A 22,171-nucleotide genomic window follows, 5' to 3' on the forward strand; every position below is an offset into this window, starting at 1 on the left:
TTAAGAAAGTGCGGTAACACTGTTTCGCCGCACTTTTTTCGTGTCCGGTCTCACCAGTTCGACGGGTCTGGCGCCCGCGTTATACTTTGCACATGCCCCTCTCTCCGCTGGAAAGCCGGTTGCGCTACGAATTTCGCAATGCGGAATTGTTGCGCCAGGCTTTGACCCATCGCAGTCACAGTGCCACGCACAACGAACGGCTCGAATTTCTCGGCGATTCCGTTCTCAATTGCGCGGTGGCCGCCCTTTTGTTCCAGCGGTTCGGCAAGCTGGACGAGGGCGATTTGTCCCGGGTGCGGGCCAATCTGGTCAAACAGCAGTCGCTCTACGAAATTGCTCAGGCCCTGAATATTTCAGAAGGCTTGCGCCTTGGCGAGGGCGAGCTGCGCAGCGGCGGGTTCCGGCGCCCGTCGATTCTCGCCGATACGCTCGAGGCAATCCTCGGCGCGATCTTTCTGGACGGCGGCTTTGAGGCCGCGCAGACGGTGATCAAACGCCTGTATGTCCCGATTCTCGACCATATCGATCCGCGAACGCTCGGCAAGGATTCCAAGACGCTGCTCCAGGAATACCTCCAAGGCCACAAGATCGCGCTGCCGACTTACACGGTCGTCGCGACGCATGGTGCGGCGCACAATCAGCAGTTCGAAGTCGAATGCACGGTGCCGAAGCTCGACATCAAGGTGTCGGGGTCGGGTGCGAGCCGGCGCGCAGCCGAGCAGGCCGCCGCGAAGAAGGCGCTCGACGAGGTGATGGCCGTCGCGCCGGCCTTGACCGCCAAGCCGAAGCGGTCGAAAGGCGCGCGCACCGCCAAGCATGCGGAGCCGGAAATCGTGCCGGGCGTGACCGGCGTGCAGACTGCGCTCGACTTGCGCTCGCCTGAGCCGAAGCGCGATCGGGCGGCCCGCGCGGAATCGAAGGCAGCTCATCCCGATCAGACCCTCGAGCGCGCCGTGCCCGGTCCGGTCGCGGTGATCCGGGCGTCGCACGTCGAGCACACTCAGGATCGGGCCGAGAAGGCAGAGAAGGTCGATCGAAACGACAAGGCCGATCGTGCGGAGAAACCCGCCTTGGAAAAGGTCGCCGCCAAGCCCGCTGAAAAGGCCGGCGAGAAAAGCGTTGAGAAGCCAATAGATACGCTCGCCGTCGACGCGCTCCCGAAGGCTCAAGCTAACGGCACCGACAAAGGCCCTGAAGCGGCCGAACCCGCCGCAGGTGCCGCCGAGAAGGCAGCGCAGCCGCGCGAAACTCTGGTAGACGATGCTGCGGCGGCCGTCGAACCCGGCGCTGCCGACGCCGGCCACTCATGAATCGACCCGCGCCGGCTGCCGGCGCGCCCGTTGCCGGATCGGCCGGCCACCCGTCTCGCCCTGCAATTCACCCAATTTGCCGCAGCTCACTATGAACGCATCTTCTTCCACCCGTTTCCGCTGCGGCATGGTCGCAATCGTCGGCCGCCCGAACGTCGGCAAATCGACACTGATGAACGCGCTCGTCGGCCAGAAAGTCAGCATCACGTCGCGCAAGGCGCAGACGACGCGTCACCGCATCACCGGCATCCACACGTTCGACGACGCGCAATATATCTTCGTCGATACGCCGGGCTTCCAGACGCGCCACAGCGGTGCGCTGAACCGCTCGCTCAACCGTGCGGTGACATCGACGCTGACCTCGGTCGACGCGATTCTCTTCGTTATCGAAGCGGGCCGCTTCGGTCCGGACGATCAGAAAGTGCTCGACCTGATTCCGCCGTCGGCGCCGGTGCTCCTGATCGCGAACAAGCTCGATCGCGTGTCGGACAAGGACACGCTCTTTCCCTTCATGCAGCAGATGAGCGGGCTGCGGGAATTCAAGGAGATCGTGCCGCTGTCGGCGAAGAACCCCGACGACATCAAGCGGCTCCTCGAGACGGTCAAGCCGTATCTGCCGGAAGGCGAGCCGATCTACGGCGAGGACGACCTGACCGATCGCAGCGAGCGCTTCCTTGCTGCCGAAATCCTGCGCGAAAAAGTATTCCGCTGGACTGGCGACGAACTTCCGTACACGAGCACCGTGCTGATCGACAAGTTCGAGCAGGAAGGCCGCCTGCGGCGCGTGTTCGCGACGATCCTGGTCGATCGCGACACGCACAAGGCGATGATCATCGGCCAGAAGGGCGCGAAGCTGAAGCAGATCAGCACGGAAGCGCGTCTCGACATGGAGAAGCTGTTCGACGGCCCGGTGTACCTGGAAACCTTCATCAAGGTGAAGAGCGGTTGGGCCGACAACGAAGCCGGACTACGCGCCTATGGGTACGAATGACGCGTGGATGACGCAACACGCGGACGACGCGGACGGTACGGCCGGTACGGGCGGCGAGACTGACGCCGAGGCGCCATCCAAGCCGGCAAGCCCGAAGCCGAAGCGCGCGCCGAGAGCCTCCGAATTCCGCATCTCCGAGCAGCCGGCATTCGTGCTGCACAGCTATCCGTATCGCGAGACGAGTCTCATCATCGATGTCTTTTCGCGCGATCACGGCCGGCTCGCGCTCGTCGCGAAAGGCGCGAAGCGCCCGCATTCCGCGCTGCGCGGCGTGCTGCAGACGTTCCAGCCGCTTGCGATGTCGTGGTCGGGCAAATCGGAGATGCGTACGCTGACGGGCGCCGAGTGGGTCGGCGGCATGCTGCCGCTGACGGGCGATGCGCTCTTGTGCGGCTTCTACGTCAACGAACTCCTCGTCAAATTCTGCGCGCGCGAAGACCCGCATCCGCAACTGTTCCATCACTATGTCGTCACGCTGACCCGGCTCGCGCACGATGAGCCGCCCGTGCAGGTGCTGCGTTCGTTCGAGCGCGTGCTCTTGCGCGAAACCGGCTTTGCGATGGCGCTCGATCGCACGGTCGCGCGCAAGGCCGTGGATCCCGACGGGAGGTACGTGTTCGACCCGGAGCGCGGCGTGCGCGACGCGTCCGGCGAATTGGCGTCGCAATGGCCCGCGCATTGGCCGGTTATCTCGGGGCAAACGTTGCTCGACATGGAGCGGGACGATTACCATCGTGCGCAGACCGTCGCGCAAAGCAAAACGCTGATGCGCTTTTTGCTCAACACCTATCTTGGCGGAACGCCGCTCGCGACACGCCAGATCTTGATCGACTTGCAGAACTTATGAGCTTCTTTCTTACGTCGCCCAATGTGATCGACCTCGGCGTGAACATCGATCACGTCGCCACGCTGCGCAATGCGCGCGGCACGTCGTATCCCGATCCGATCCGTGCCGCGCTCCTCGCGGAAGAGGCCGGCGCCGACGCGATCACGCTGCATCTGCGGGAAGACCGCCGGCATATCGTCGACGCTGATGTGCGGTCGTTGCGCACGCAACTGAAAACGCGCATGAACCTCGAGTGTGCGATCACGCAGGAGATGCTCGATATCGCGTGCGAGGTGCGTCCGCATGACGTGTGCCTAGTGCCGGAGAAGCGCCAGGAACTGACGACGGAAGGCGGTCTCGATGTCGCCGGGCACTTCGAGTCGGTGCGTGCTGCCTGCCGTCAGCTCGCCGACGCGGGCTCGCGTGTGTCGCTCTTCATCGATCCCGACGAAGCCCAGATTCGCGCCGCTCATGAAGCGGGCGCACCTGTCATCGAACTGCATACGGGCCGCTACGCCGAAGCACACGACCAGGCCGGGCAGCAGAGCGAATACGAACGGATCGTGCGCGGCGTCGAATTCGGCGCGTCGCTAGGGCTCAAGGTCAACGCCGGGCATGGCCTGCACTACACGAACGTGCAGCAGATCGCGGCCATCGAGGGCATCGTCGAGCTGAACATCGGTCACGCGATCGTTGCGCACGCCATCTTCGCGGGCTGGGACAACGCGGTGCGCGAGATGAAGGCGATCATGGTCGCGGCGCGCCTCGCCGCCATGCACTGACGACGGGCGTGCACATGGCGATCTATGGCATCGGTACCGACGTCGTCCAGGTGAGCCGCGTCGCGGCGGTGATGAAGCGCACGCAGGGGCGTTTTGCCGAGAAGGTGCTCGGCCCCGACGAATTGCGTGTCTATCACGCCCGCAATGCGCGCTCGGAAGTGCGCGGCCTCGCGTTTCTCGCGACGCGCTTTTCCGCGAAGGAAGCGTTTTCGAAGGCGATCGGCCTCGGCATGCGCTGGCCGATGACGTGGCGCGCGTTGCAAACGCTGAACGAGCCGAGCGGCAAGCCGGTCGTCGTGGCGTCGGGCGAGTTGGCGGACTGGCTCGCCGGGCGCCGCATCACCGCGCGCGTGACGGTCAGCGACGAGCGCGATTACGCGGTGTCCTTCGTGATCGCCGAAACGGCCGAGATGGCCCCGGGCGATCCAATGGCCGAGGCCGATCCAATGGCCCAGACCGATCCCGCGGCCGAATGACGCCTTCGGCGTTCTCCCTGTGTTTGGCCGTCGGCGCCACGGCGGCGCGGGCCGTTCCTCTTGTTCCTAGGTTGATCCCATGAAAAACACCCTCGGAGCGGTGATGCTCGACGTGCTCGGCACGAGCCTCACAGCAGACGACATGCGGCGCATCGCGCATCCGATGACGGGCGGCGTCATCCTGTTTTCGCGCCACTACGAGAATCGCGCACAGCTCGTCGCGCTGACCGACGCGATTCGCGACGTGCGCGACGACATCCTGATCGCCGTCGATCACGAAGGCGGACGCGTCCAACGCTTCCGCACGGGCGGATTCACGGTGCTGCCCGCGATGGGCAAGCTCGGCGAGCTGTGGGACAAGGACGTGCTCTACGCGACGAAAGTGGCGACAGCCGTGGGCTACATCCTCGCGTCGGAACTGCGCGCGTGCGGCATCGACATGAGCTTCACGCCGGTACTCGATTTGAACCACGGTCATTCGAAAGTGATCGGCGACCGGGCGTTTCATCGCGATTCGCGCGTCGTCACGATGCTGGCGAAGAGCTTGAATCACGGGCTCGCGCTCGCGGGCATGGCCAATTGCGGCAAGCATTTTCCGGGGCACGGGTTTGCGGCGGCCGATTCGCACGTCGCGCTGCCGACCGACGACCGTCCGCTCGAAGCGATCCTGCGCGACGATGTCGCGCCGTACGATTGGCTCGGGATGTCGCTCGCCTCGGTGATTCCGGCACACGTGATCTATACGCAGGTCGATGCGAAGCCGGCGGGCTTTTCGCGCGTCTGGCTGCAGGAGATCCTGCGCGGCAAGCTGCGCTTCACGGGTGCGATCTTCAGCGACGATCTATCGATGGAAGCCGCGCGCGAAGGCGGCACGCTGACCGAGGCGGCAACGGCGGCGCTCGCGGCCGGCTGCGACATGGTGCTCGTCTGCAATCAGCCGAACGCGGCAGAGCAGGTGCTCAACGAATTGCGTTACACGCCGTCGAAGGAGTCGCTGCGTCGCCTGAAACGCATGCGGCCGCGCGGCAAGGCGGCGAGCTGGGACAAGCTCGTCGCGCAGCCCGAGTATCTGCAGGCGCAGGCGCTGTTGCGTAACGCGTCGTTCGCCTGACGCTCACAAACGAGGGCGCCGCCCTTTCGAGGCGACGTCTGTGTTTGGACAGCTCGGGGCACAGGCGGCGTGGCCCGGCGTTCTGCGTCAAGACAGCTTCATCCGCTGCAGCTTGTTGTAGAGCGTCTTCGGGCTGATCCCGAGCAGCGTCGCCGCGCGATGCCGTGTGCCGCCGACGGCGTCGAGCGTCGCGCGAATCAGCAGGTCTTCGACATCCGCGAGCGGCGTGCCCACCGTCACCTGCACGCTGCCGCCGTTCAAGCGGCGGCCGCCCGCGGCGCTGGCCTCGTCGGCCCGCAGCGTTTCAATCACCTCGCCCGATGCGTTGTACGCACGACGCACGCGCTCGTGCAGCTCGCGGACGTTGCCGGGCCAGTCATACGAAAGACACTCGCGAATCAGGTTCGGTCCGATGTGCTTGTTCACCGTCGCAAAGCCACTCGAGTTGACCTCGCGATTCAAGTCGTCGACAAGGACTTCGGCGAATAGCACGGCATCCTCGCCGCGCTCGCGCAGCGGCGGCAGTGCAATCGACGACGCGTCGAGCCGCAGCCAGAGGTCCTCGCGCAGCGTTCCGTCGGCCACCGCTTCGCGCACCGGCCGGCGGGTTGCCGCGATGAGCCGGAAATCCGTCACCACCTGATTCGTGCCGCCGACGCGCATGAACGTTTGCGAATCGAGTGCGCGCAACAGCGCTTCTTGCTGCGCGAGCGGCAGCTCGGTGATCTCGTCGAGGAAGAGGGTGCCGCCGCCTGCCTGCTCGAAGAGGCCGGCTTCGCGGCGCTCGGCACCGGCGAACGCGCCGTGCTCGTGGCCGAACAGCACGCTGTCCGCCGAGCGGCTGCCGTTCACATCGTGCGCGAACGAGCGGCAGTCGAACGAAACGAACGGACCCTTGCGGCGGCGGCTCATCTCATGCAACGTGCGCGCCGCGATTTCCTTGCCCGTGCCCGCTTCCCCATAGATCAGCACGGCGCTCTCGGTCGGCGCCGTGTGCTCGATCCTGTCGTAGACGTGCTGGATCGCGTCGCTGCGCCCGATCATCGGCCCGAAGTGGCCGAGCCGGCGCAGCGTCGCGCGCAGCGTCTGCACTTCCTCGGTCAGTTCATACGGGCGCGGGATGCGCGCGAGCAGGCTGCGCAGGCGCGGAATGTTGACCGGCTTCAGCAAATAGTCCCAGATCCCGTGGCGCAGGCCCTCGATCGCGCTTTCGACCGTCGCGTTACCTGTCATGACGATGACGGGCAGGGTGCCGTCCGGCGGCTGCGATGGCAGGTTCTGCAGCAGGTCCAGACCGCCGCCATCGGGCAGATTCAGGTCGACGAGCACGACGTCGGGAATGAAGCGCGTCAAAGCAGCCCTGGCTTCGGCGAGCGACGTTGCGGTGTCGACGGAAAAGCCGTCGGCGGCAACGATCGCGGAGAGGCCTGACAGGCTATTGGGATCGTCTTCGACAATCAGGGCGTGTGGCATGGCTGGCGCAATCAATCAAATGGTCGAAAACCCGCTCGCGGCCCTCGGCCGGTTGCGTCTCGCGGGAGTCATGTAGGGCCGTGCGGCGCATGCGAACGCGGCCGGCCGTCTATTTTTGAGACGAATGGGGCGACGAAACTTACATCAGCATAGAGCGTGCCATAAGAATATAACTATATAGAACAATGATTTGCGTCAGAATCTTACGCTCTCGACGCGATCGGATGGGGAATTTTGAGAACGCGGCCCGGTAAAGTTTTCTTAGAACATACACGACTCGCACTAAAAAGAAAAAGCGCCCTCGCGGGGGCGCTTTTCGTACTGGCCGCTTGAGGCGCGGCCGGACTGCTTGTAATAGACCGCCCGGCTTAGGCGCGGCTGCGATATTCGTGCGTGCGCGTGTCGATTTCGATCTTGTCGCCGATGTTGCAGAAAAGCGGCACTTGCAGTTCGAAGCCGGTGTTGATCTTCGCGTTCTTGAGCACCTTGCCCGACGACGTATCGCCCTTGACCGCCGGCTCGGTGTAGATGATTTCGCGCACGAGCGTGGTGGGCAGCTCGACCGAGATTGCCTTCTCGTTGTAGAACACGACTTCGCAAGCCATGCCTTCTTCGAGATAGTGGAGCGCGTCGCCCATCATCTCGCTTTCAACTTCGAATTGGTTGTAGTCGGCGTCCATGAACACGTACATCGGGTCGGCGAAGTACGAGTAGGACACTTCCTTGCGATCGAGCACGACGACGTCGAACTTGTCGTCGGCCTTGTACACCGTTTCCATGCCGGCGCCGGTCAGCAGGTTCTTGAACTTCATCTTGACGACGGCGGAGTTACGGCCCGATTTGTTGTATTCAGCCTTCTGCACGACCATTGCGTCGTTGCCGATCATCACGACGTTGCCGGTGCGGAGTTCCTGAGCGATCTTCATAAAACTGTCCTGTGCGAATTTAAAGTCAACGTTGCTCAACGGCATCAATGCGCAGGGCGCGCAAGTTGCAAGTGTGATCTGCAGGCGGGACCTGCGGGCCGTTGCATAACCGCTTATTTTAACTGAGTTTTTGCGAATTTAGCCAGATTCCCGGCAAGATCGCCTACGGCAGCCAGTTCGTGGGCCCATGCGGCCGCCCGCGTCTCGAATTCGACACGATGCCGCCAATAATCGGACCAATCCGGCTGGCCGCCGCCGTTCCACGCGTGCCAGAAGCGCTCCATCGAGGCGCGCGCGGCTGCGGGGAGCGAGGCGGTGCAATGGGCGACGGCGGCGTCCAGTTTCTGCAGGTGTATGTTGTCCGCTTGCGGATAGATCTGCCAGACGAACGGGCGCTCTGCCCATTGCGCGCGCACGAATGAATCCTCGCCGCGCACGAAGTTGACGTGGCTCGCCCAGAGGAGGGCGTCGTACGCTGGCTGTTCGGTGAACGTGAGCGCGTACGCGCGCAGGCTGCCGCGTTCCGCGTGAGCGCCCGCGCCGAACGACGGCAAGCCGAAGAAACGCGCGACCGCGCTGGAGATCCGGCCTTCCGGCACGAGCAGAACGGTCGATTCTGCCTGGTCGCGCCACTGTTCGAGCAGCGCTTCGACGGCCGGATTTTCGTACGCAAAGAGCGAAACGACCGTCGCCTCGGCTTCCGGTCCCGGACCACCCGTCGCGTTTCGCCACCAGGTGTCGCGCGCATCCCGCGAGGATTCGAACGCCTGCCGCGCCGCATCCAGGCCGCGCTCCTTCGACACGCCGCCCGTGCCTTTGCCGAGGCCGGGGAAAAAGAACGTCTTGGTCAGCGGATAGCGCGGGTGTGGCGACGGGCGCAGATGGAAATCCGCGACCCAGTCCTCCCCGCTCAGATACTCCAGGTTGATCCAGATCGGGGCGCGCTCGCGCCGCGCCATTGCGGCGATGTAGGCGGGCGGCAGTTCGCAGGCGAACGCCTCGATGACGACATCCGCCACTTCGAGCGTATCGCCGGCGTGCGCCGGCTCGTGCCAATGCTCGATCGCGATGCCCTCTACGGTTTGCCGCGCAAGTCCGATGTCGATCGTGCGGCACAGCCGCTGGAAGGCATGCAGATCGTCGACGAACACGCGCACCTGCCAGCCATGTTCGGCCGCGAGCTGTCGCGCGAGACGCCAGCACACGCCGATATCGCCGAAATTGTCGACAACCGCGCAGAAGATGTCGCACGCGATGCTGTCTTCGGCTGTCGCCGCAGCGCGCGCGGACTCGCGTCGGGGATGGGAGGAACGGGGATGAGGGGGCATGGCGATTGCGTCCGGGCGTGCGCGGTTCGGTCGCATGCGGAATGTTCTAAACTGGCGATTCTAAAGCATACGCGCGGCGATTCTGCGCTTGCGGGGCTCTCGCGAATCTCCCATGACGCTCTCCTACGCGACGCACTGTCCGAATTCTGCATGACCGATACCGACGCCCTCGAACCCGCCTTCGACCCGAAGCAATTCCTCGCGCAGTTGCCGCATATGCCGGGCGTTTACCGCTACTACGACGCGCAAGGCACCGTGCTGTACGTCGGCAAGGCACGCGACCTGAAAAAGCGCGTGTCGAGCTATTTCACGAAGACGCAACTGTCGCCGCGCATCGCGATGATGGTGACGCGCATTGCGCGCATCGAGACGACCGTCACGCGTTCCGAAGCCGAGGCGCTGCTGCTCGAGAACAACCTGATCAAGGCGCTGACGCCGCGCTACAACATCCTGTTTCGCGACGACAAGTCGTATCCGTATCTGAAGCTGACCGCGCACACGTTTCCTCGCATGGCCTATTACCGCGGCGGCGTCGACAAGAAGAACCAGTACTTCGGGCCGTTCCCGAGCGCATGGGCCGTGCGCGAGAGCATTCAGATCCTGCAGCGCGTGTTCCAGTTGCGCACCTGCGAAGACTCCGTGTTCAACAATCGCACGCGGCCGTGCCTGCTGCATCAGATCGGCCGCTGCACGGCACCGTGCGTCGGCGCGATCAATGAAGAGGATTACGCGCGCGACGTATCGAACGCGTCGCGTTTTCTGCTGGGGCGGCAGACCGAAGTGATGAAGGAGCTCGAAGAGAAGATGCACGCGTTCGCGGCCGAGCTCAAGTTCGAGCAGGCGGCGGCCGTGCGCAATCAGATGAGTTCGCTGTCGACGGTGCTGCATCAGCAGGCGATCGAAGTGGGCGGCGACAGCGATGCCGATATCCTCGCGGTCGTCGCGCTAGGCGGGCGCGTGTGCGTGAATCTCGCGATGGTGCGCGGCGGCCGCCATCTCGGCGACAAGGCGTATTTCCCGGCGCATGTCGAGAGCGCGCTGACCGCTGATGAAGGCGGGCTCGGCGAAGCGGAGGGGGGCATTGCGGCGTCGACGGATGATGCCGCCGCGATTGCAAGCGATGCCGCGAAAGCTGAAACGCGTGCGGCTGCGCCGGACCCGACTCGCGATCCGAATGAAGTGCCGGACCCGCTCGCCGTTGCGCAAGAGATGCCTTCCGAAGACGATGACGGCGGCACGGAGCCCGCCGCGCGCTCGCGCGAGGTCGGCATCGAAAGCGAAGTGCTCGACGCATTCATCGCGCAGCACTATCTCGGCAACCGCGTGCCGCCGGTGCTGGTCGTGAGCCACGCGCCCGCGAATCGCGAGCTGGTCGAATTGCTTACGGAGCAGGCGGGGCACAAGGTCACGGTGCTGCGCCAGCCGCAGGGGCAAAAGCGCGTGTGGCTCGGCATGGCGGAGCAGAACGCGCGGCTCGCGCTCGCGCGCCTGCTCTCCGAGCAAGGCTCGCAACAGGCGCGCACGCGCGCGCTCGCCGATACGCTCGGACTCGAAGGCGAAGATCTCGCGCATTTGCGCGTCGAGTGCTTCGACATCAGCCACACGATGGGTGAAGCCACGCAGGCGTCGTGCGTCGTCTACCACCATCACAAGATGCAGTCGGGCGAATACCGCCGCTACAACATCACCGGCATCACGCCCGGCGACGACTACGCGGCAATGCGCCAAGTCCTCACGCGCCGCTACGAAAAGAGGGTCGCGCAGGCCGCGCAGAATGCGGCCGACGAAGCGGCAGCGCTGCAACCGGACGCCGCCGCCGACCCGAACGCGGCCGCTGAAGCCGCCGAGCCCGGCGCGGCCGGCGGTCTCCTGCCGAACATCGTGCTGATCGACGGTGGCAAAGGGCAAGTCGAAATCGCGCGCCAGGTCTTCACCGAGCTGGGTCTCGATTGCGGCATGCTGGTCGGCGTCGCGAAGGGGGAGGGCCGCAAGGTCGGCCTGGAGACGTTGATTTTCGCCGATGGCCGCGCGCCGCTCGAACTCGGCAAGGAAAGCGCTGCGCTGATGCTCGTCGCGCAAATCCGCGACGAAGCGCACCGCTTCGCGATCACCGGGATGCGGGCGAAGCGCGCGAAGACGCGGCAGACGTCGCGTCTCGAAGAGCTCGAGGGCGTCGGCGCGAAACGGCGTCAACGGCTGCTTGCGCGCTTCGGCGGGTTGCGCGGCGTCGTGGCGGCGAGCATCGACGATCTGGCGAGCGTCGAGGGCATTTCACGCTCGCTTGCCGAACAGATCTATCGGCAGCTTCACTGAAGCCGTGTATAAACCGTCTGCCGATCCGCCCCGGGCCGCGAGCCGCTTGGCTTGTGGCGCTTGAGGCGACACGGCACAATGACATCTCCTTGCCCCCCATTTTTGCGCAGCGTTTGCCCATGCCGTTCAACATTCCGATTTTTCTGACGTGGCTGCGAATCGTGCTGATCCCGCTCATCGTCGGCGTGTTTTATCTGCCGGACATCATGATGAGCCCCATGCACCGCAATATCGCCGCGACGACGATCTTCGTGCTCGCTGCGCTGACTGACTGGTTCGATGGCCATCTCGCGCGCAAGTGGAATCAGACGTCGGCGTTCGGCGCGTTCCTCGATCCGGTCGCCGACAAACTGATGGTGACGGCGGCGCTTCTCATCCTCGTGCAGCTGGCGCGGATCGAATCGGCGATCGCGCTCGTGATCGTCGGCCGCGAAATTGCGATCTCGGCGCTGCGTGAATGGATGGCGCAGATCGGCGCGTCCAAGAGCGTCGCCGTGAACCAGTTGGGCAAGTTCAAGACGGCGTGCCAGATGGTCGCGATCCCGATGCTGCTCTACTACGGGCCGCTGCCGCTGGGCGCGTTCGTGATGGATACGCGCGTGTGGGGCCTGTGGCTCATCTATCTCGCAACGGTGCTGACGATCTGGTCGATGCTGTACTACATGAAGCTCGCGTGGCCGCAGATCCGCGACCGCGGCGGCATCTTGTAACGCGATTGCCGTAAATTGTTCGCTAGAAGGGGTTGACACGTTTCAGTGGCTTATACATAATCTCGTTTCTCCGATGCGAGCAGCTAGTGATCGGTGAGCGGCAAAATAAGCAGCAAAACGCGGGAGTAGCTCAGTTGGTAGAGCGCAACCTTGCCAAGGTTGAGGTCGCGAGTTCGAGACTCGTCTCCCGCTCCAGATTTGACGCAGTGTTTTGTTGAAGTGTTGCCGATGTGAACAAGACAATGCGTGGCGCATGCAGGGCCATGCGGGAGTAGCTCAGTTGGTAGAGCGCAACCTTGCCAAGGTTGAGGTCGCGAGTTCGAGACTCGTCTCCCGCTCCAGACATACGGGGAAGCAGCGCTTCCCTTTTTGTTTGGCTGGCTAGTCGGCCAAACGTATCAATCTGCGAATCGTTGCAACGCGTGATGGATAGCGACGGTTAGGCAGTCCGCTTACGGCGCGATAGCAAAGCGGTTATGCAGCGGCCTGCAAAGCCGTGTAGGCCGGTTCGACTCCGGCTCGCGCCTCCAGATTAAAAAAAGCCCCGACTTGTCGGGGCTTTTTGTTTGTCGATGCACCGCATTGATCCGGTTGCGTGAACCTGTCCGCAAACAACTTCGCCTTTCTATTATCGCGCTCGCTTCGCACTCCGTTGTTTCCACGGTATTCGTCAACGCTCGGACTTTGCCGTCGTCGCCTTTGCGGCCGCTAAGCGGCATAATCTTCGCACTTGGCGTTTCCGTAAGTGCATCGCGTGCAATCCCATCCCATGACCGAATCGAAACCCACTCCGCCTGTCGAAATCGAATGGCGCTGGAAGCCGTTCTCCGAACTCAACCCCACCGAGGTCTACGACATGCTCGCCGCGCGCAGCGCGGTCTTCGTCGTCGAGCAAAACTGCGTCTACGGCGACATCGACGGGCAGGATTCGAATGCGTGGCACCTGTTCGCCTATGGCGGCAGCGGTCAGGACAAGCAGCTTGCCGGCTATCTGCGCGTGCTGCTGCCCGATGAAATAGAAACCGACATTCGCATCGGGCGGGTGCTGACTACGGCTGCGTATCGCGGCATCGGCCTGGGCAGCTCGATTCTCGAACAGGCGCTCAAGCATATCGTCAAGCAATGGCCCGACGCCGCGATCAGTCTGCATGCACAAGCGCATCTGCAGACTTTCTATGGCGCATTCGGCTTCGAGCCAATCTCCGATGTCCACGACGAAGACGGCATCCCGCATGTCTGGATGCGGTCGGTATAAAACAACAAGGGCGGCCTGCAAGCCGCCCTTGTCTATCGCCGCTCAGCCCGCGTGCAAGGGGCGCTGCGGCGTTACATACGCGTTGCTGCGCCTGTCGCGCACACGCTCGTCGCGCAACCGCTCGCGTGCCGAAAGCCGCATCCAGTGACGCAGCGCGATCAGCGCGCCGAACACGCTCATCATCGAGCCGGGGATCCACAGCAGCAAGCCGCCGATCTGCTGATCGCGAATCGGACTGATCCACGTGAATGCGCGTCCGCAGATCGAATAGATCGGATAGAGCTCGCGCGGCGTGAAGAAGATCAGCGCGCCGAGCACGATTTGCGGCGGAATGGCCGCGACCACGATCATGATGCGCCGCCCCGGTGCGAGCCGCGCGGGAGGCGCGGGCCGCGGGTCGAGCACGAGCCACCAGAACATCAGCCCGTCGACGACCATGCTCCAGTTCATCACGCGATAGAGCCGCCAGTCGAGCATCGCCTTGAAGTGAATCGGCGACAGCAGCCAGAAGTAGATGAGCCCGACGAACAGCACCACGGCGACCACCGGATGGAACAGCACGTCGAGCACGATACGCACCGGCTTGGCTTGCAGCGCGGGACGCATGAAACGTTGCCGCCAGCTGAACGGAATCCCCGCGCGCAGCGCCGCGCCCGGATACGACCACGCGATGAAGAACGGCCCGAGGTGATGCAGCACGAGATGCTGCGCGCGGTGCATGAAGAACTCATGCTCGAAGTAGTAATCGAGCCGCGTATGCAGCGCGATGTAGAGCGCAACGAGCCCGAACCAGAACGACAGTTGCCGGCGCAACGACATTCGCACCTTGGGCGCGCCGCGTGCGAACAGCACGGCGGCGACGAGCACGCAGACGACGACCGTCGGCGATGGTTCCCATGGTTCTAGCCAATACAGCAGATTCATGATGCCTCCCGTCCCCCAATCCCCCAAGGGGAGTTCAAGTGACGGCTTAGTTGGTTTGCGAAGGCGGTTTGACGGCAAATGGTGCGTCGACGGTTTCGCCGTCGGAGAACTTAAGCTGCAGGTGCACGGTGTCGCCCGGCGCGATCTTGCGTTTCGCGTCCATCAGCATGAAGTGGTAGCCGCCCGGCGAGATCGTCAGTTGGCCGTGTGCGGGCACGGTCGCCTTGTCGACATGCACCATCTGTTGCGTGGACCCGTTCGACACCGTCTCGTGCAGCATCGCGCCGCCGTAGTCGGGGCTCGTCGCGCCGACGAGATCGATCGGCTTGTCGCTCGAATTCGTGAGCGTCACGTAGCCGGCCGCGGGCAGATTGTTCGGCAGCCAGCGGACCCAGGCGTTCTGGACGCTGATCGCTTGCGCATCGGCGGCCTGCGCGCCGGTGCCGAACGCAACGACGAAGCTGGACGCAAGGGCAACGGTTACGGCTTTGAATTTCACGGACATGCTGAATTCCAGGTTCTAGGTGGAAGTATTAAGAGGCGGTCTCGATCAGCCTGCGCAGATCCTGCGCGATCGTGTCCGGCGAGTCGCTGCCGGTGGCGAGCAGGCGTGCGTGGCCTTCGGTGTCGAAGACGTAGACGGCCGAGCTGTGCGTCACTTCATAGTTGCCGCTCGGGTCGCGTTTTTCCATCTGGTAGGCGACCCGGTAGCGCTTCGCGAGCGATTCGATCTGGCTGTCTGTGCCGGTGAGGCCGCGCGCGTGCTCGGCGTCGAACGCGCCGACGTAGTCGTGCAGCGCTTTCGGCGTATCCCGCGCGGGATCGACCGTGATGAACAAGATGCGCACCTGCTTCGCGTCGGGCCCGAGCTTTGCGAGCACTTGCATCAGCCGCGCCATCGTTTCCGGGCAGACGTCCGGGCAATTCGTGTAGCCGAAATAGACGAGAGTGGTGTCGCCTTTGAAGGCCGACGCGTCGACGGGCTTGCCGTCGTCGCCCGTGAGCGAGAACGCGAGATCGGGCAGGTGGCCCGAGACGTTCGTCAGTTGCCACGGCAGCTCTTGGTGCGAGCACGCGGCGAGCAGCACGGAGCAGGAGGCGATGGCGGCAAGCGCCGAAAGGCGAAGGCGCCGGCGCATCGTGGTGTTTCGTTGCGCGGGCTGGTCCGGCACGCCGCGCGGCGCACGGACAGCTTGGAAGAAAGGCGGCATCCGGAACTCAATTCAATGCAGGACAAGGGCGCGCACGGCCGGCCGCGGAAGCGCCCGTTTCGTGTGCAGCGGCTGCGAATGTAGCGCAATTTGCGATTGGCCGCTGTCGCGCGGCCAAGATGCACCCATAGCAGAGTCAATATGTCGCAGCGATTGAAAGAAATTTGTAATGTAATCGTTTCCGATTTGAATACAAGCCCTGTTTTTGCGGTTCGTTTGCCGCCGTGAATGGCTTTCTCGAAAAAACGGCGCTCGCGCGGTAAGATGCCCAAACTTTTCCGGCACGAACGGCCGCAACAGGCCGCACCGCGCCGCAAGGCAACCACTCCGATGCGATCACTACCGGCATTCCTGTCTTTTCACGAGACCGCGTTTTTCTTCGATTTCGACGGCACGCTCGTCGAACTGGCGCCGACGCCCGACGGCATCTACGTGCCGCCCGCCGTCATCGACCTGATCGGCGAGCTGCGGCGCCTGACGAACGGCGCGGTGGCGATCGTGTCGGGCCGCGGCATCGAAAGCATCGATTCCTTTCTCGGCATGCCCGATCTGCCGATCGCCGGCTTGCACGGCGCCGAACGGCGCGACGCGAACGGCGATACGCAGCGCGTCGGCTTTAACGACCAGCGTCTGCTGCGCATGGAGCGCGTGCTCGAAGAGGTCGTGCGGACGAACCCCGGCATGCTGCTCGAAATCAAGGGCGCGGCGCTCGCGCTGCATTACCGGAACGCGCCGGAGCGCGAGCCGGCTGCGCGCGAAGCGACGCAGCGGCTCGTCGCCGACTACCCGGGCGCATATGTGCTGCAGCCGGGGAAGATGGTCTACGAGATCAAACCGAAGGACGTCGACAAGGGCCGCGCGCTGCGCGCGTTCCTCGACGAGCCGCCGTTCGCCGGCCGCACGCCGCTCTTCGCCGGCGACGATCTGACCGACGAGAAGGGCTTCGCGGTCGCCAACGAGCGGGGCGGGCTGTCGATCAAGGTCGGCGCGGGGGATACGGCGGCGCGTTCGCGCGTCGAATCGGTCGGTGCGCTGTATGAGTGGCTGTCGTCGATCGTTGCCGCGGCGTCCCGCGCGCCATGAGCCGCCTCATCATCGTTTCGAATCGCGTCGCGCCGATTTCCGAAGGCGGTCCCGCGGCGGGCGGCCTGGCGGTCGGCGTCTACGATGCGCTGAAGGAAACCGGCGGGATGTGGTTCGGCTGGAGCGGCGAGGTGCTGTCGTCGGGGCAGCCGCAGATCCAGCTCGAAGAGCGCGGACCGGTGACGTTCGCGACCATCGGGCTCGTGCGCCGCGATTACGATCAGTATTACCGCGGCTTTTCGAACGCCACGCTGTGGCCCGCGTTTCACTATCGCGCAGACCTGATCCAGTACGACCGCCACGATTTCGAAGGCTACACGCGCGTCAACGCGTGGCTCGCGCAGCAGCTCGTGCCGCTCTTGCGTGACGACGACGTGATCTGGGTCCATGACTACCATCTGATCCCGTTCGCGCAGGCACTGCGCGCGGCAGGCGTGAAGAACCGCATCGGCTTCTTCCTGCATATTCCGTTTCCGGCCGCGCAAGTGCTGCTCGCGGTGCCGCCGCATCGACCGCTTGTCGAGGCCCTGTGTTCGTTCGATTTGCTCGGCTTTCAGACCGAGCCCGATTTGCGCGCGTTTGGCGACTACGTCGTGCACGAAGCGGCCGGCGAATGCGAGCGCCCGGCGAAGGGACCTTCGACGATTCGCGCATTCGGCCGCACGCTGCGCGCGGCGGCCTATCCGATCGGCGTCTATCCCGACGAAATCGCACAACTCGCGAAGGCCGGCGCGCGAGGCAAGCCGGTGCGCACGATGAAGGCGACGCTGCATGGGCGCAAGCTCATCATGAGCGTCGATCGCCTCGACTACTCGAAGGGGCTCGTCGAACGTTTCCGGGCGTTCGAGCGCTTGCTGGACCAGGCGCCCGCATATCGCAACAACGTGTCGTTCGTGCAGATCGCGCCGCCGACGCGCGCCGACATGCACCCTTACCAGGACATCCGTCTGCAGCTCGAGGGCGAGTCCGGCCGCATCAACGGGCGTTTCGCCGAACTCGACTGGACGCCGATCCGCTATATCCACCGGCAGTACGAACGTCAGGTGCTCGCGGCGCTGTTTCGCGAGTCGCAGGTCGGCTACGTGACGCCGTTGCGCGACGGGATGAATCTGGTCGCGAAGGAATACGTATCGGCGCAGGACCCCGACGATCCCGGCGTGCTCGTGCTGTCGCGGTTTGCCGGCGCCGCGCAGGAGCTGTCGGGCGCGTTGATCGTGAATCCGATCGATATCGACGGCATGGCGGAGGCGCTGGCCGCCGCGCTCGCGATGCCGGCGGCGGAGCGCCGCGCGCGCTATCGCGACATGATCGGGCAGTTGCGCGAGAACAACGTGTCGGTGTGGCGCGACAACTTTCTGCGCGATCTCGAGGGCAGCGGTGAAAGGCATGCTGCGGTGCGGACCAAAACCGCGCGCAAGAAGGCGACTGTCGAATGACGCATTGAGCGCCGCGCGCCGAACGTCGAACGCGGCTCACCGCGTGGACGAAACCACAAAAGAAAAAGCCGCTTCGGGTTGAAGCGGTTTTTTCATATACGCGCTGGATGGCAGGCAGGCATCAGGCAATGTGCTCGTCGACCTTCTTGCCGCCCAGATGCAACTGCGGGCCCTTGCCGTATTGCTTCGCGAGCAGATCGCGATACATGCCCGGCCGGCCGCGCAGTTCCTCGGGTGAGCCGTCGTCGATGACCTTGCCCGCGCTCATCACGATGATGCGGTCGAAGTTCTGCAGCGTCGACAGACGGTGCGCGATCGCGATCACGGTGCGGCCCACCATCAGCCGGTCGAGCGCCTTCTGGATCGCTTCCTCGGATGCGCTGTCGAGCGCCGACGTCGCTTCGTCGAGCAGCAGGATCGGCGCGTCCTTCAAGATCGCGCGCGCAATCGCGATGCGCTGGCGCTGGCCGCCCGACAGCTTCACGCCGCGGTCGCCGACGATCGTATCGAAGCCCTCCGGCATCGCCTCGATGAAGTCGGTGCAGCGCGCCTCGCGCGCGGCGGCGAGCACTTCCTCTCGGCTCGCATCGGGCCGGCCGTACGCGATGTTCTCGTAGACGGTGCGGTGAAAGAGCGAGATGTCCTGCGGCACGAGCGCGATCGACTGGCGCAGGCTGTCCTGTGTGATCGACGCGATGTCCTGCCCGTCGACCTTGATCGAGCCGCCTTGCGCGTCGTAGAAGCGCTGCAGGAGCGCGAGCACCGTCGACTTGCCGGCGCCTGACTTGCCGACGAAACCCACGCGCTGGCCCGGCTCGATGTGCAGATCGAAGTGATCGAGGATCGCGCGGCGGCGCGGATACGCGAACGTGACGCCTTCGAAATCGACGCGGCCGCCTTGCGCCTTCAGCTCGGTCGCGTCCGAGCGGTCAGGCATGCTGTGCGGTTCGAGCAGCGTCTGGACGGCTTCGGCGAGGCGCGCGATGTGCTGCGTCACGTCGACGAGCGCGACCGCCAGGTCGCGCGTGCCGTGCAGGATCGTGAAGCCGAGCGAGCTGACGAGGACGATGTCGCCGGACGTCGCCTTGCCCTGGTCCCACAGCCACAGCGCCCAGCCGAGCAGCCCGGCCGAGAGCATCGCCGTGATCACGGCGTGCAGAAGGCGCAGCTTCTCGAGATACAGCAGGCTGCGCTGACGCGCGTCCATTTCGGCCTTGACCGTCGCGCCGAAGCGCTTCTGCTCGCGAAACGTCATGCCGAACGCGCGCACGAGGCTCATGTTGCTGATCACGTCGACGAGCTCGCCGTCGACGGACGCCGCTTTCGTCGCGAACTGATGGTGCCGCGACGAGCCGCGCTTGGCGAGGCGGAACAGCACGATCGCGAGCACGGCCGAGCAGGAGAGGAGGCCGGCCGCCATGATCGGATTCACCATGGTGATCATCACGATCGCGCCGAGCACCGCGATGCACGGCGGCAGTACGTTCCACGCCATCGTGTTCTCGGACGTGTAGACGGCATTCGACGTCGCCGTGATCCGGCTCGCGAGCATGCCGGGCTGCTTCTCGGCGTAATAGGTGGGGGAGTGTCCGGAGAGGTACTGGAACAGGTCGCGCCGCAGGTCGCCGGTCACGTTGACGAACGCGTGCGCGGCGACCCAGCCGCCGATCCGCCACAGCAGGTTATCGGCGGCGATCAGGCCGACCAGGATCCCAAACGCGCTCCACAGCGGCGCCGGGTGATGGCGCCCTGCGCCGAGCACGTCGATCAGGTGCTTGATCGCGTACTGCGACCCGAGCGCGCAGCCGACCGCCGCGAACACGCTGGCAAGCACGATCGCGTGGGCGATGGGGTGGCTCCGGATATAGATCAGCAGAAACGCAAGCGGCCGATGCGCATAGCTCGAAAGCTTCGCATTGCGGGCGTTACGCTGGGCGACGGTGAGATGTTCCAATTCTTCGTGCGATCGACGCGAAACGGATTGAGTCATGAAAAGAATAGTCTGCGGGTGACGCGTCGCGAGCCAATATCAAGATAACAGCCGCTACACGGCGACATTGTAAACATGCACAGCCGGTGCGGGAGCGCGGTGTTGTAAGCGCACTCTCACTGGGCGCCGGCTTGCGGGGCGGCGGGCGCGCGTAAGCGCTGCGTGGGTGGCGCGACCCGGGCAAAGCCAAGTCAAGCGCCCAGGGTTCCCAATTTTTTCTGAGATAGAATTACGAATTCCATTCAGGGCCGAGGGGTCCGTCTATCGGATGGAGCCGCGTTCGCGAGTGGGGAGACGGTTCCCGGAACACGGTGCCGGCACGGGTTTAATTTAGAACTTTCTTAAAAAACAATGGTTTGCAAAGTGTTTCGCGTTTGTAACAACGTAAAGACTTTGAAATGATGTGCGGCGCAACCTTCTGGCTGCCCCGATAATTGCCTCAGGGTTAGCCCCCGGAAATTTGTGCTGATCCGGTCAACGATTGTGAAAAAAATGCGTTATACGGCCATGCCTGCCGTAGGTGCAACTCACATCGTTCGGGCATCACTTGCCCAAGCGATCCACCGCAAGCTCATGGAACCGAATGCAGGACAGGCCGGCTCGTTGTCGAGATGCCAGCCGCTTGACACCGGAGCAGGCGATTCGCTTTTAACAGACAGCAGTCATTTTTGCCTGAATTTTTAATAGGAGTTCATCTATGCGGATCGCTCAAATCGCTCCTTTGCACGAAGCGGTTCCCCCGAAGCTGTACGGCGGCACTGAGCGGGTGGTGTCGTACCTGACCGAAGCATTGGTCGAGATGGGGCACGACGTGACGCTCTTTGCGAGCGGCGATTCGCAAACGTCGGCGAAGCTCGAAGCGGTCTGGCCGCAGGCACTGCGCCTCGACCCGACGATTCGCGACACGATGGCTCCGCACATGCTGCTGCTCGAAGAAGTGCGCCGCCGCGCGGACGAGTTCGACGTCCTGCACTTCCACATCGACTACTACCCGTTCTCGCTGTTCTCGCGCCAGCCGGTGCCGTATCTGACGACGCTGCACGGCCGTCTCGACTTGCCCGAGCTGCAGCCGATCTTCAATACGTTCGACGACGTGCCGGTGGTGTCGATCTCCGACAACCAGCGCAACCCGCTGCCGCAAGCGAACTGGCTGTCGACCGTCTACCACGGCCTGCCGGAAAATCTGCTCAAGCCGATTCCGGACGTGAAGCCGAGCTACCTCGCGTTCCTCGGCCGCATTTCGCCGGAAAAGCGTCTCGACACGGCAATCCGCATCGCCGAGCAAGCCGGCATGCCGCTCAAGGTCGCCGCGAAGCTCGACCGCGCCGACCGCGCCTACTACGAAGAAGTGATCAAGCCGCTGATGTCGCTGCCGCACGTCGAGTACATCGGTGAAATCAGCGAAGCCGAGAAGACCGAATTCCTCGGCAACGCGCACGCGCTCTTGTTCCCGATCGACTGGCCGGAGCCGTTCGGTCTCGTGATGATCGAAGCAATGGCCTGCGGCACGCCCGTGATCGCGTTCAAACGCGGCTCGGTGCCGGAAGTGATCGAAAACGGTGTGTCGGGCTTTGTCGTCGAAGACGAAATCAGCGCCGTGGCCGCCGTCAAGCGCCTGTCCTCGCTGCCGCGCGCAACCGTGCGCAAGGCGTTCGAAGACCGCTTCTCGTCGAAGGTGATGGCGCAGAACTATCTCAATTCGTACGAAGATCTGCTGCATCAGAAGCGCCGCACCGTGCTGCGCGAAGTCGCGGCCGGCTAAGGCCCGCCGCGGCCAAAGGCGCGGGCGTCTTCAAGACGTCCGCCGCCGGTCACGCCCCGCATGCGAAGTCCCGCGTGCGGGGCGTTGTTGTTTTTGCGCCGCGCCGGAAACGCCCGCCAGCGCGTCGTTGCGCCGATTTTGCCTTTGATGCGGCCAACGCGCGTGAGCGCTTCGTGCAATGTCCCTATAATGGCCGCCGTGCCGTTCTTCGGCGGGCGCCTGGTCGGGGCCGTCCAGCCCGACGGCGCCCAGCGATGTCAGGAG

The 22,171-nt window shown here is 64.1% G+C and carries 19 protein-coding genes and 3 tRNA genes; 15 read left to right on the plus strand and 7 right to left on the minus strand.

Annotated elements, in window-relative coordinates; all coding sequences use genetic code 11:
- Positions 1 to 92 precede the first annotated feature (92 nt).
- The 6 genes from rnc (at position 93) to nagZ (ending at position 5,496) form a co-directional block, all read left to right on the plus strand.
- A complete protein-coding gene (gene rnc / locus J3489_RS16155) occupies positions 93 to 1,310 on the plus strand; it encodes a ribonuclease III (protein ID WP_206999650.1) in 1,218 nt (405 codons plus the stop codon).
- Positions 1,311 to 1,401: 91 nt separating this feature from the next.
- Positions 1,402 to 2,301 (plus strand): GTPase Era, encoded by a 900-nt coding sequence (gene era / locus J3489_RS16160; RefSeq protein WP_206999651.1) that lies wholly within the window; start codon positions 1,402 to 1,404, stop codon positions 2,299 to 2,301.
- Entirely contained in the window at positions 2,288 to 3,148 is an 861-nt protein-coding gene (gene recO / locus J3489_RS16165; RefSeq protein WP_206999652.1) for a DNA repair protein RecO, read from the plus strand. Before era ends, recO begins: the two co-directional genes overlap by 14 nt.
- Positions 3,145 to 3,909: a pyridoxine 5'-phosphate synthase gene (gene pdxJ, locus J3489_RS16170; protein WP_206999653.1), complete on the plus strand. Its 765-nt coding sequence runs from the start codon at positions 3,145 to 3,147 to the stop codon at positions 3,907 to 3,909. The genes recO and pdxJ overlap by 4 nt, the downstream gene beginning before the upstream one ends.
- Positions 3,910 to 3,923: 14 nt before the next feature.
- Positions 3,924 to 4,385 carry a holo-ACP synthase gene (gene acpS / locus J3489_RS16175; protein ID WP_206999654.1) on the plus strand — a complete coding sequence of 154 codons (462 nt, stop codon included), beginning with the start codon at positions 3,924 to 3,926 and terminating at the stop codon, positions 4,383 to 4,385.
- 79 nt (positions 4,386 to 4,464) lie between these two features.
- Positions 4,465 to 5,496 (plus strand): beta-N-acetylhexosaminidase, encoded by a 1,032-nt coding sequence (gene nagZ / locus J3489_RS16180; protein ID WP_206999655.1) that lies wholly within the window; start codon positions 4,465 to 4,467, stop codon positions 5,494 to 5,496.
- A gap of 87 nt (positions 5,497 to 5,583) precedes the next feature.
- Here nagZ and J3489_RS16185 read toward each other — a convergent pair whose 3' ends face one another.
- The 3 genes from J3489_RS16185 to earP form a co-directional block, all read right to left on the minus strand.
- A complete protein-coding gene (locus J3489_RS16185; protein WP_206999656.1) occupies positions 5,584 to 6,969 on the minus strand; it encodes a sigma-54-dependent transcriptional regulator in 1,386 nt (461 codons plus the stop codon).
- Positions 6,970 to 7,337: 368 nt separating this feature from the next.
- On the minus strand, positions 7,338 to 7,895 hold the full coding sequence (gene efp, locus J3489_RS16190; protein WP_206999657.1) for an elongation factor P: 558 nt from the start codon (positions 7,893 to 7,895) through the stop codon (positions 7,338 to 7,340).
- Between the two features lie 113 nt (positions 7,896 to 8,008).
- Complete coding sequence (gene earP / locus J3489_RS16195; protein WP_206999658.1) at positions 8,009 to 9,223, minus strand: elongation factor P maturation arginine rhamnosyltransferase EarP; 1,215 nt, start codon at positions 9,221 to 9,223, stop codon at positions 8,009 to 8,011.
- 150 nt (positions 9,224 to 9,373) lie between these two features.
- On the opposite strand from earP, the gene uvrC reads away from it, so the two are divergent.
- The 6 genes from uvrC (at position 9,374) to J3489_RS16225 (ending at position 13,501) form a co-directional block, all read left to right on the plus strand.
- A complete protein-coding gene (gene uvrC, locus J3489_RS16200; RefSeq protein ID WP_206999659.1) occupies positions 9,374 to 11,536 on the plus strand; it encodes an excinuclease ABC subunit UvrC in 2,163 nt (720 codons plus the stop codon).
- 119 nt (positions 11,537 to 11,655) lie between these two features.
- The gene (pgsA, locus tag J3489_RS16205) at positions 11,656 to 12,246 is read left to right on the plus strand and encodes a CDP-diacylglycerol--glycerol-3-phosphate 3-phosphatidyltransferase (RefSeq protein WP_206999800.1); all 591 of its coding nucleotides are present in this window, start codon (positions 11,656 to 11,658) and stop codon (positions 12,244 to 12,246) included.
- A 119-nt stretch (positions 12,247 to 12,365) separates the two neighbouring features.
- Positions 12,366 to 12,441: transfer RNA gene (locus J3489_RS16210), tRNA-Gly, on the plus strand.
- Positions 12,442 to 12,511: 70 nt separating this feature from the next.
- A tRNA-Gly gene (locus J3489_RS16215) sits at positions 12,512 to 12,587 on the plus strand.
- A 115-nt stretch (positions 12,588 to 12,702) separates the two neighbouring features.
- Positions 12,703 to 12,776: transfer RNA gene (locus J3489_RS16220), tRNA-Cys, on the plus strand.
- Positions 12,777 to 13,015: 239 nt separating this feature from the next.
- Entirely contained in the window at positions 13,016 to 13,501 is a 486-nt protein-coding gene (locus J3489_RS16225; RefSeq protein WP_206999660.1) for a GNAT family N-acetyltransferase, read from the plus strand.
- Between the two features lie 42 nt (positions 13,502 to 13,543).
- Here J3489_RS16225 and J3489_RS16230 read toward each other — a convergent pair whose 3' ends face one another.
- Genes J3489_RS16230 through J3489_RS16240 form a run of 3 tightly spaced genes read right to left on the minus strand, consistent with a single transcriptional unit; the run spans position 13,544 to position 15,564 of the window.
- Positions 13,544 to 14,425 carry a cytochrome c oxidase assembly protein gene (locus J3489_RS16230; protein ID WP_206999661.1) on the minus strand — a complete coding sequence of 294 codons (882 nt, stop codon included), beginning with the start codon at positions 14,423 to 14,425 and terminating at the stop codon, positions 13,544 to 13,546.
- A 46-nt stretch (positions 14,426 to 14,471) separates the two neighbouring features.
- A complete protein-coding gene (locus J3489_RS16235) occupies positions 14,472 to 14,930 on the minus strand; it encodes a copper chaperone PCu(A)C (RefSeq protein ID WP_206999662.1) in 459 nt (152 codons plus the stop codon).
- 28 nt (positions 14,931 to 14,958) lie between these two features.
- The gene (locus J3489_RS16240) at positions 14,959 to 15,564 is read right to left on the minus strand and encodes an SCO family protein (protein ID WP_242540071.1); all 606 of its coding nucleotides are present in this window, start codon (positions 15,562 to 15,564) and stop codon (positions 14,959 to 14,961) included.
- A 402-nt stretch (positions 15,565 to 15,966) separates the two neighbouring features.
- Between J3489_RS16240 and otsB the strand changes: the two genes are divergently transcribed.
- Positions 15,967 to 16,719 (plus strand): trehalose-phosphatase, encoded by a 753-nt coding sequence (gene otsB / locus J3489_RS16245; RefSeq protein ID WP_206999665.1) that lies wholly within the window; start codon positions 15,967 to 15,969, stop codon positions 16,717 to 16,719.
- Positions 16,716 to 18,155 (plus strand): alpha,alpha-trehalose-phosphate synthase (UDP-forming), encoded by a 1,440-nt coding sequence (gene otsA, locus J3489_RS16250; protein ID WP_206999667.1) that lies wholly within the window; start codon positions 16,716 to 16,718, stop codon positions 18,153 to 18,155. The genes otsB and otsA overlap by 4 nt, the downstream gene beginning before the upstream one ends.
- Before the next feature lie 121 nt (positions 18,156 to 18,276).
- Here otsA and J3489_RS16255 read toward each other — a convergent pair whose 3' ends face one another.
- Entirely contained in the window at positions 18,277 to 20,145 is a 1,869-nt protein-coding gene (locus tag J3489_RS16255; protein ID WP_206999669.1) for an ABC transporter ATP-binding protein, read from the minus strand.
- Positions 20,146 to 20,842: 697 nt separating this feature from the next.
- Between J3489_RS16255 and J3489_RS16260 the strand changes: the two genes are divergently transcribed.
- Positions 20,843 to 21,907 (plus strand): glycosyltransferase family 4 protein, encoded by a 1,065-nt coding sequence (locus J3489_RS16260; protein ID WP_206999671.1) that lies wholly within the window; start codon positions 20,843 to 20,845, stop codon positions 21,905 to 21,907.
- Positions 21,908 to 22,171 lie beyond the last annotated feature (264 nt).

The sequence above is a fragment of the Trinickia mobilis genome, assembly GCF_017315705.1.
GTDB classification, from domain to species: domain Bacteria; phylum Pseudomonadota; class Gammaproteobacteria; order Burkholderiales; family Burkholderiaceae; genus Trinickia_A; species Trinickia_A mobilis.

Bases quoted from the DNA above. Each gene is read 5' to 3' on its own strand.
- rnc (WP_206999650.1), top strand. From the start codon at position 93: ATGCCCCTCTCTCCGCTGGAAAGCCGGTTGCGCTACGAATTTCGCAAT.
- era (WP_206999651.1), top strand. From the start codon at position 1,402: ATGAACGCATCTTCTTCCACCCGTTTCCGCTGCGGCATGGTCGCAATC.
- recO (WP_206999652.1), top strand. From the start codon at position 2,288: ATGGGTACGAATGACGCGTGGATGACGCAACACGCGGACGACGCGGAC.
- pdxJ (WP_206999653.1), top strand. From the start codon at position 3,145: ATGAGCTTCTTTCTTACGTCGCCCAATGTGATCGACCTCGGCGTGAAC.
- acpS (WP_206999654.1), top strand. From the start codon at position 3,924: ATGGCGATCTATGGCATCGGTACCGACGTCGTCCAGGTGAGCCGCGTC.
- nagZ (WP_206999655.1), top strand. From the start codon at position 4,465: ATGAAAAACACCCTCGGAGCGGTGATGCTCGACGTGCTCGGCACGAGC.
- J3489_RS16185 (WP_206999656.1), bottom strand. From the start codon at position 6,969: ATGCCACACGCCCTGATTGTCGAAGACGATCCCAATAGCCTGTCAGGC.
- efp (WP_206999657.1), bottom strand. From the start codon at position 7,895: ATGAAGATCGCTCAGGAACTCCGCACCGGCAACGTCGTGATGATCGGC.
- earP (WP_206999658.1), bottom strand. From the start codon at position 9,223: ATGCCCCCTCATCCCCGTTCCTCCCATCCCCGACGCGAGTCCGCGCGC.
- uvrC (WP_206999659.1), top strand. From the start codon at position 9,374: ATGACCGATACCGACGCCCTCGAACCCGCCTTCGACCCGAAGCAATTC.
- pgsA (WP_206999800.1), top strand. From the start codon at position 11,656: ATGCCGTTCAACATTCCGATTTTTCTGACGTGGCTGCGAATCGTGCTG.
- J3489_RS16225 (WP_206999660.1), top strand. From the start codon at position 13,016: ATGACCGAATCGAAACCCACTCCGCCTGTCGAAATCGAATGGCGCTGG.
- J3489_RS16230 (WP_206999661.1), bottom strand. From the start codon at position 14,425: ATGAATCTGCTGTATTGGCTAGAACCATGGGAACCATCGCCGACGGTC.
- J3489_RS16235 (WP_206999662.1), bottom strand. From the start codon at position 14,930: ATGTCCGTGAAATTCAAAGCCGTAACCGTTGCCCTTGCGTCCAGCTTC.
- J3489_RS16240 (WP_242540071.1), bottom strand. From the start codon at position 15,564: ATGCGCCGGCGCCTTCGCCTTTCGGCGCTTGCCGCCATCGCCTCCTGC.
- otsB (WP_206999665.1), top strand. From the start codon at position 15,967: ATGCGATCACTACCGGCATTCCTGTCTTTTCACGAGACCGCGTTTTTC.
- otsA (WP_206999667.1), top strand. From the start codon at position 16,716: ATGAGCCGCCTCATCATCGTTTCGAATCGCGTCGCGCCGATTTCCGAA.
- J3489_RS16255 (WP_206999669.1), bottom strand. From the start codon at position 20,145: ATGACTCAATCCGTTTCGCGTCGATCGCACGAAGAATTGGAACATCTC.
- J3489_RS16260 (WP_206999671.1), top strand. From the start codon at position 20,843: ATGCGGATCGCTCAAATCGCTCCTTTGCACGAAGCGGTTCCCCCGAAG.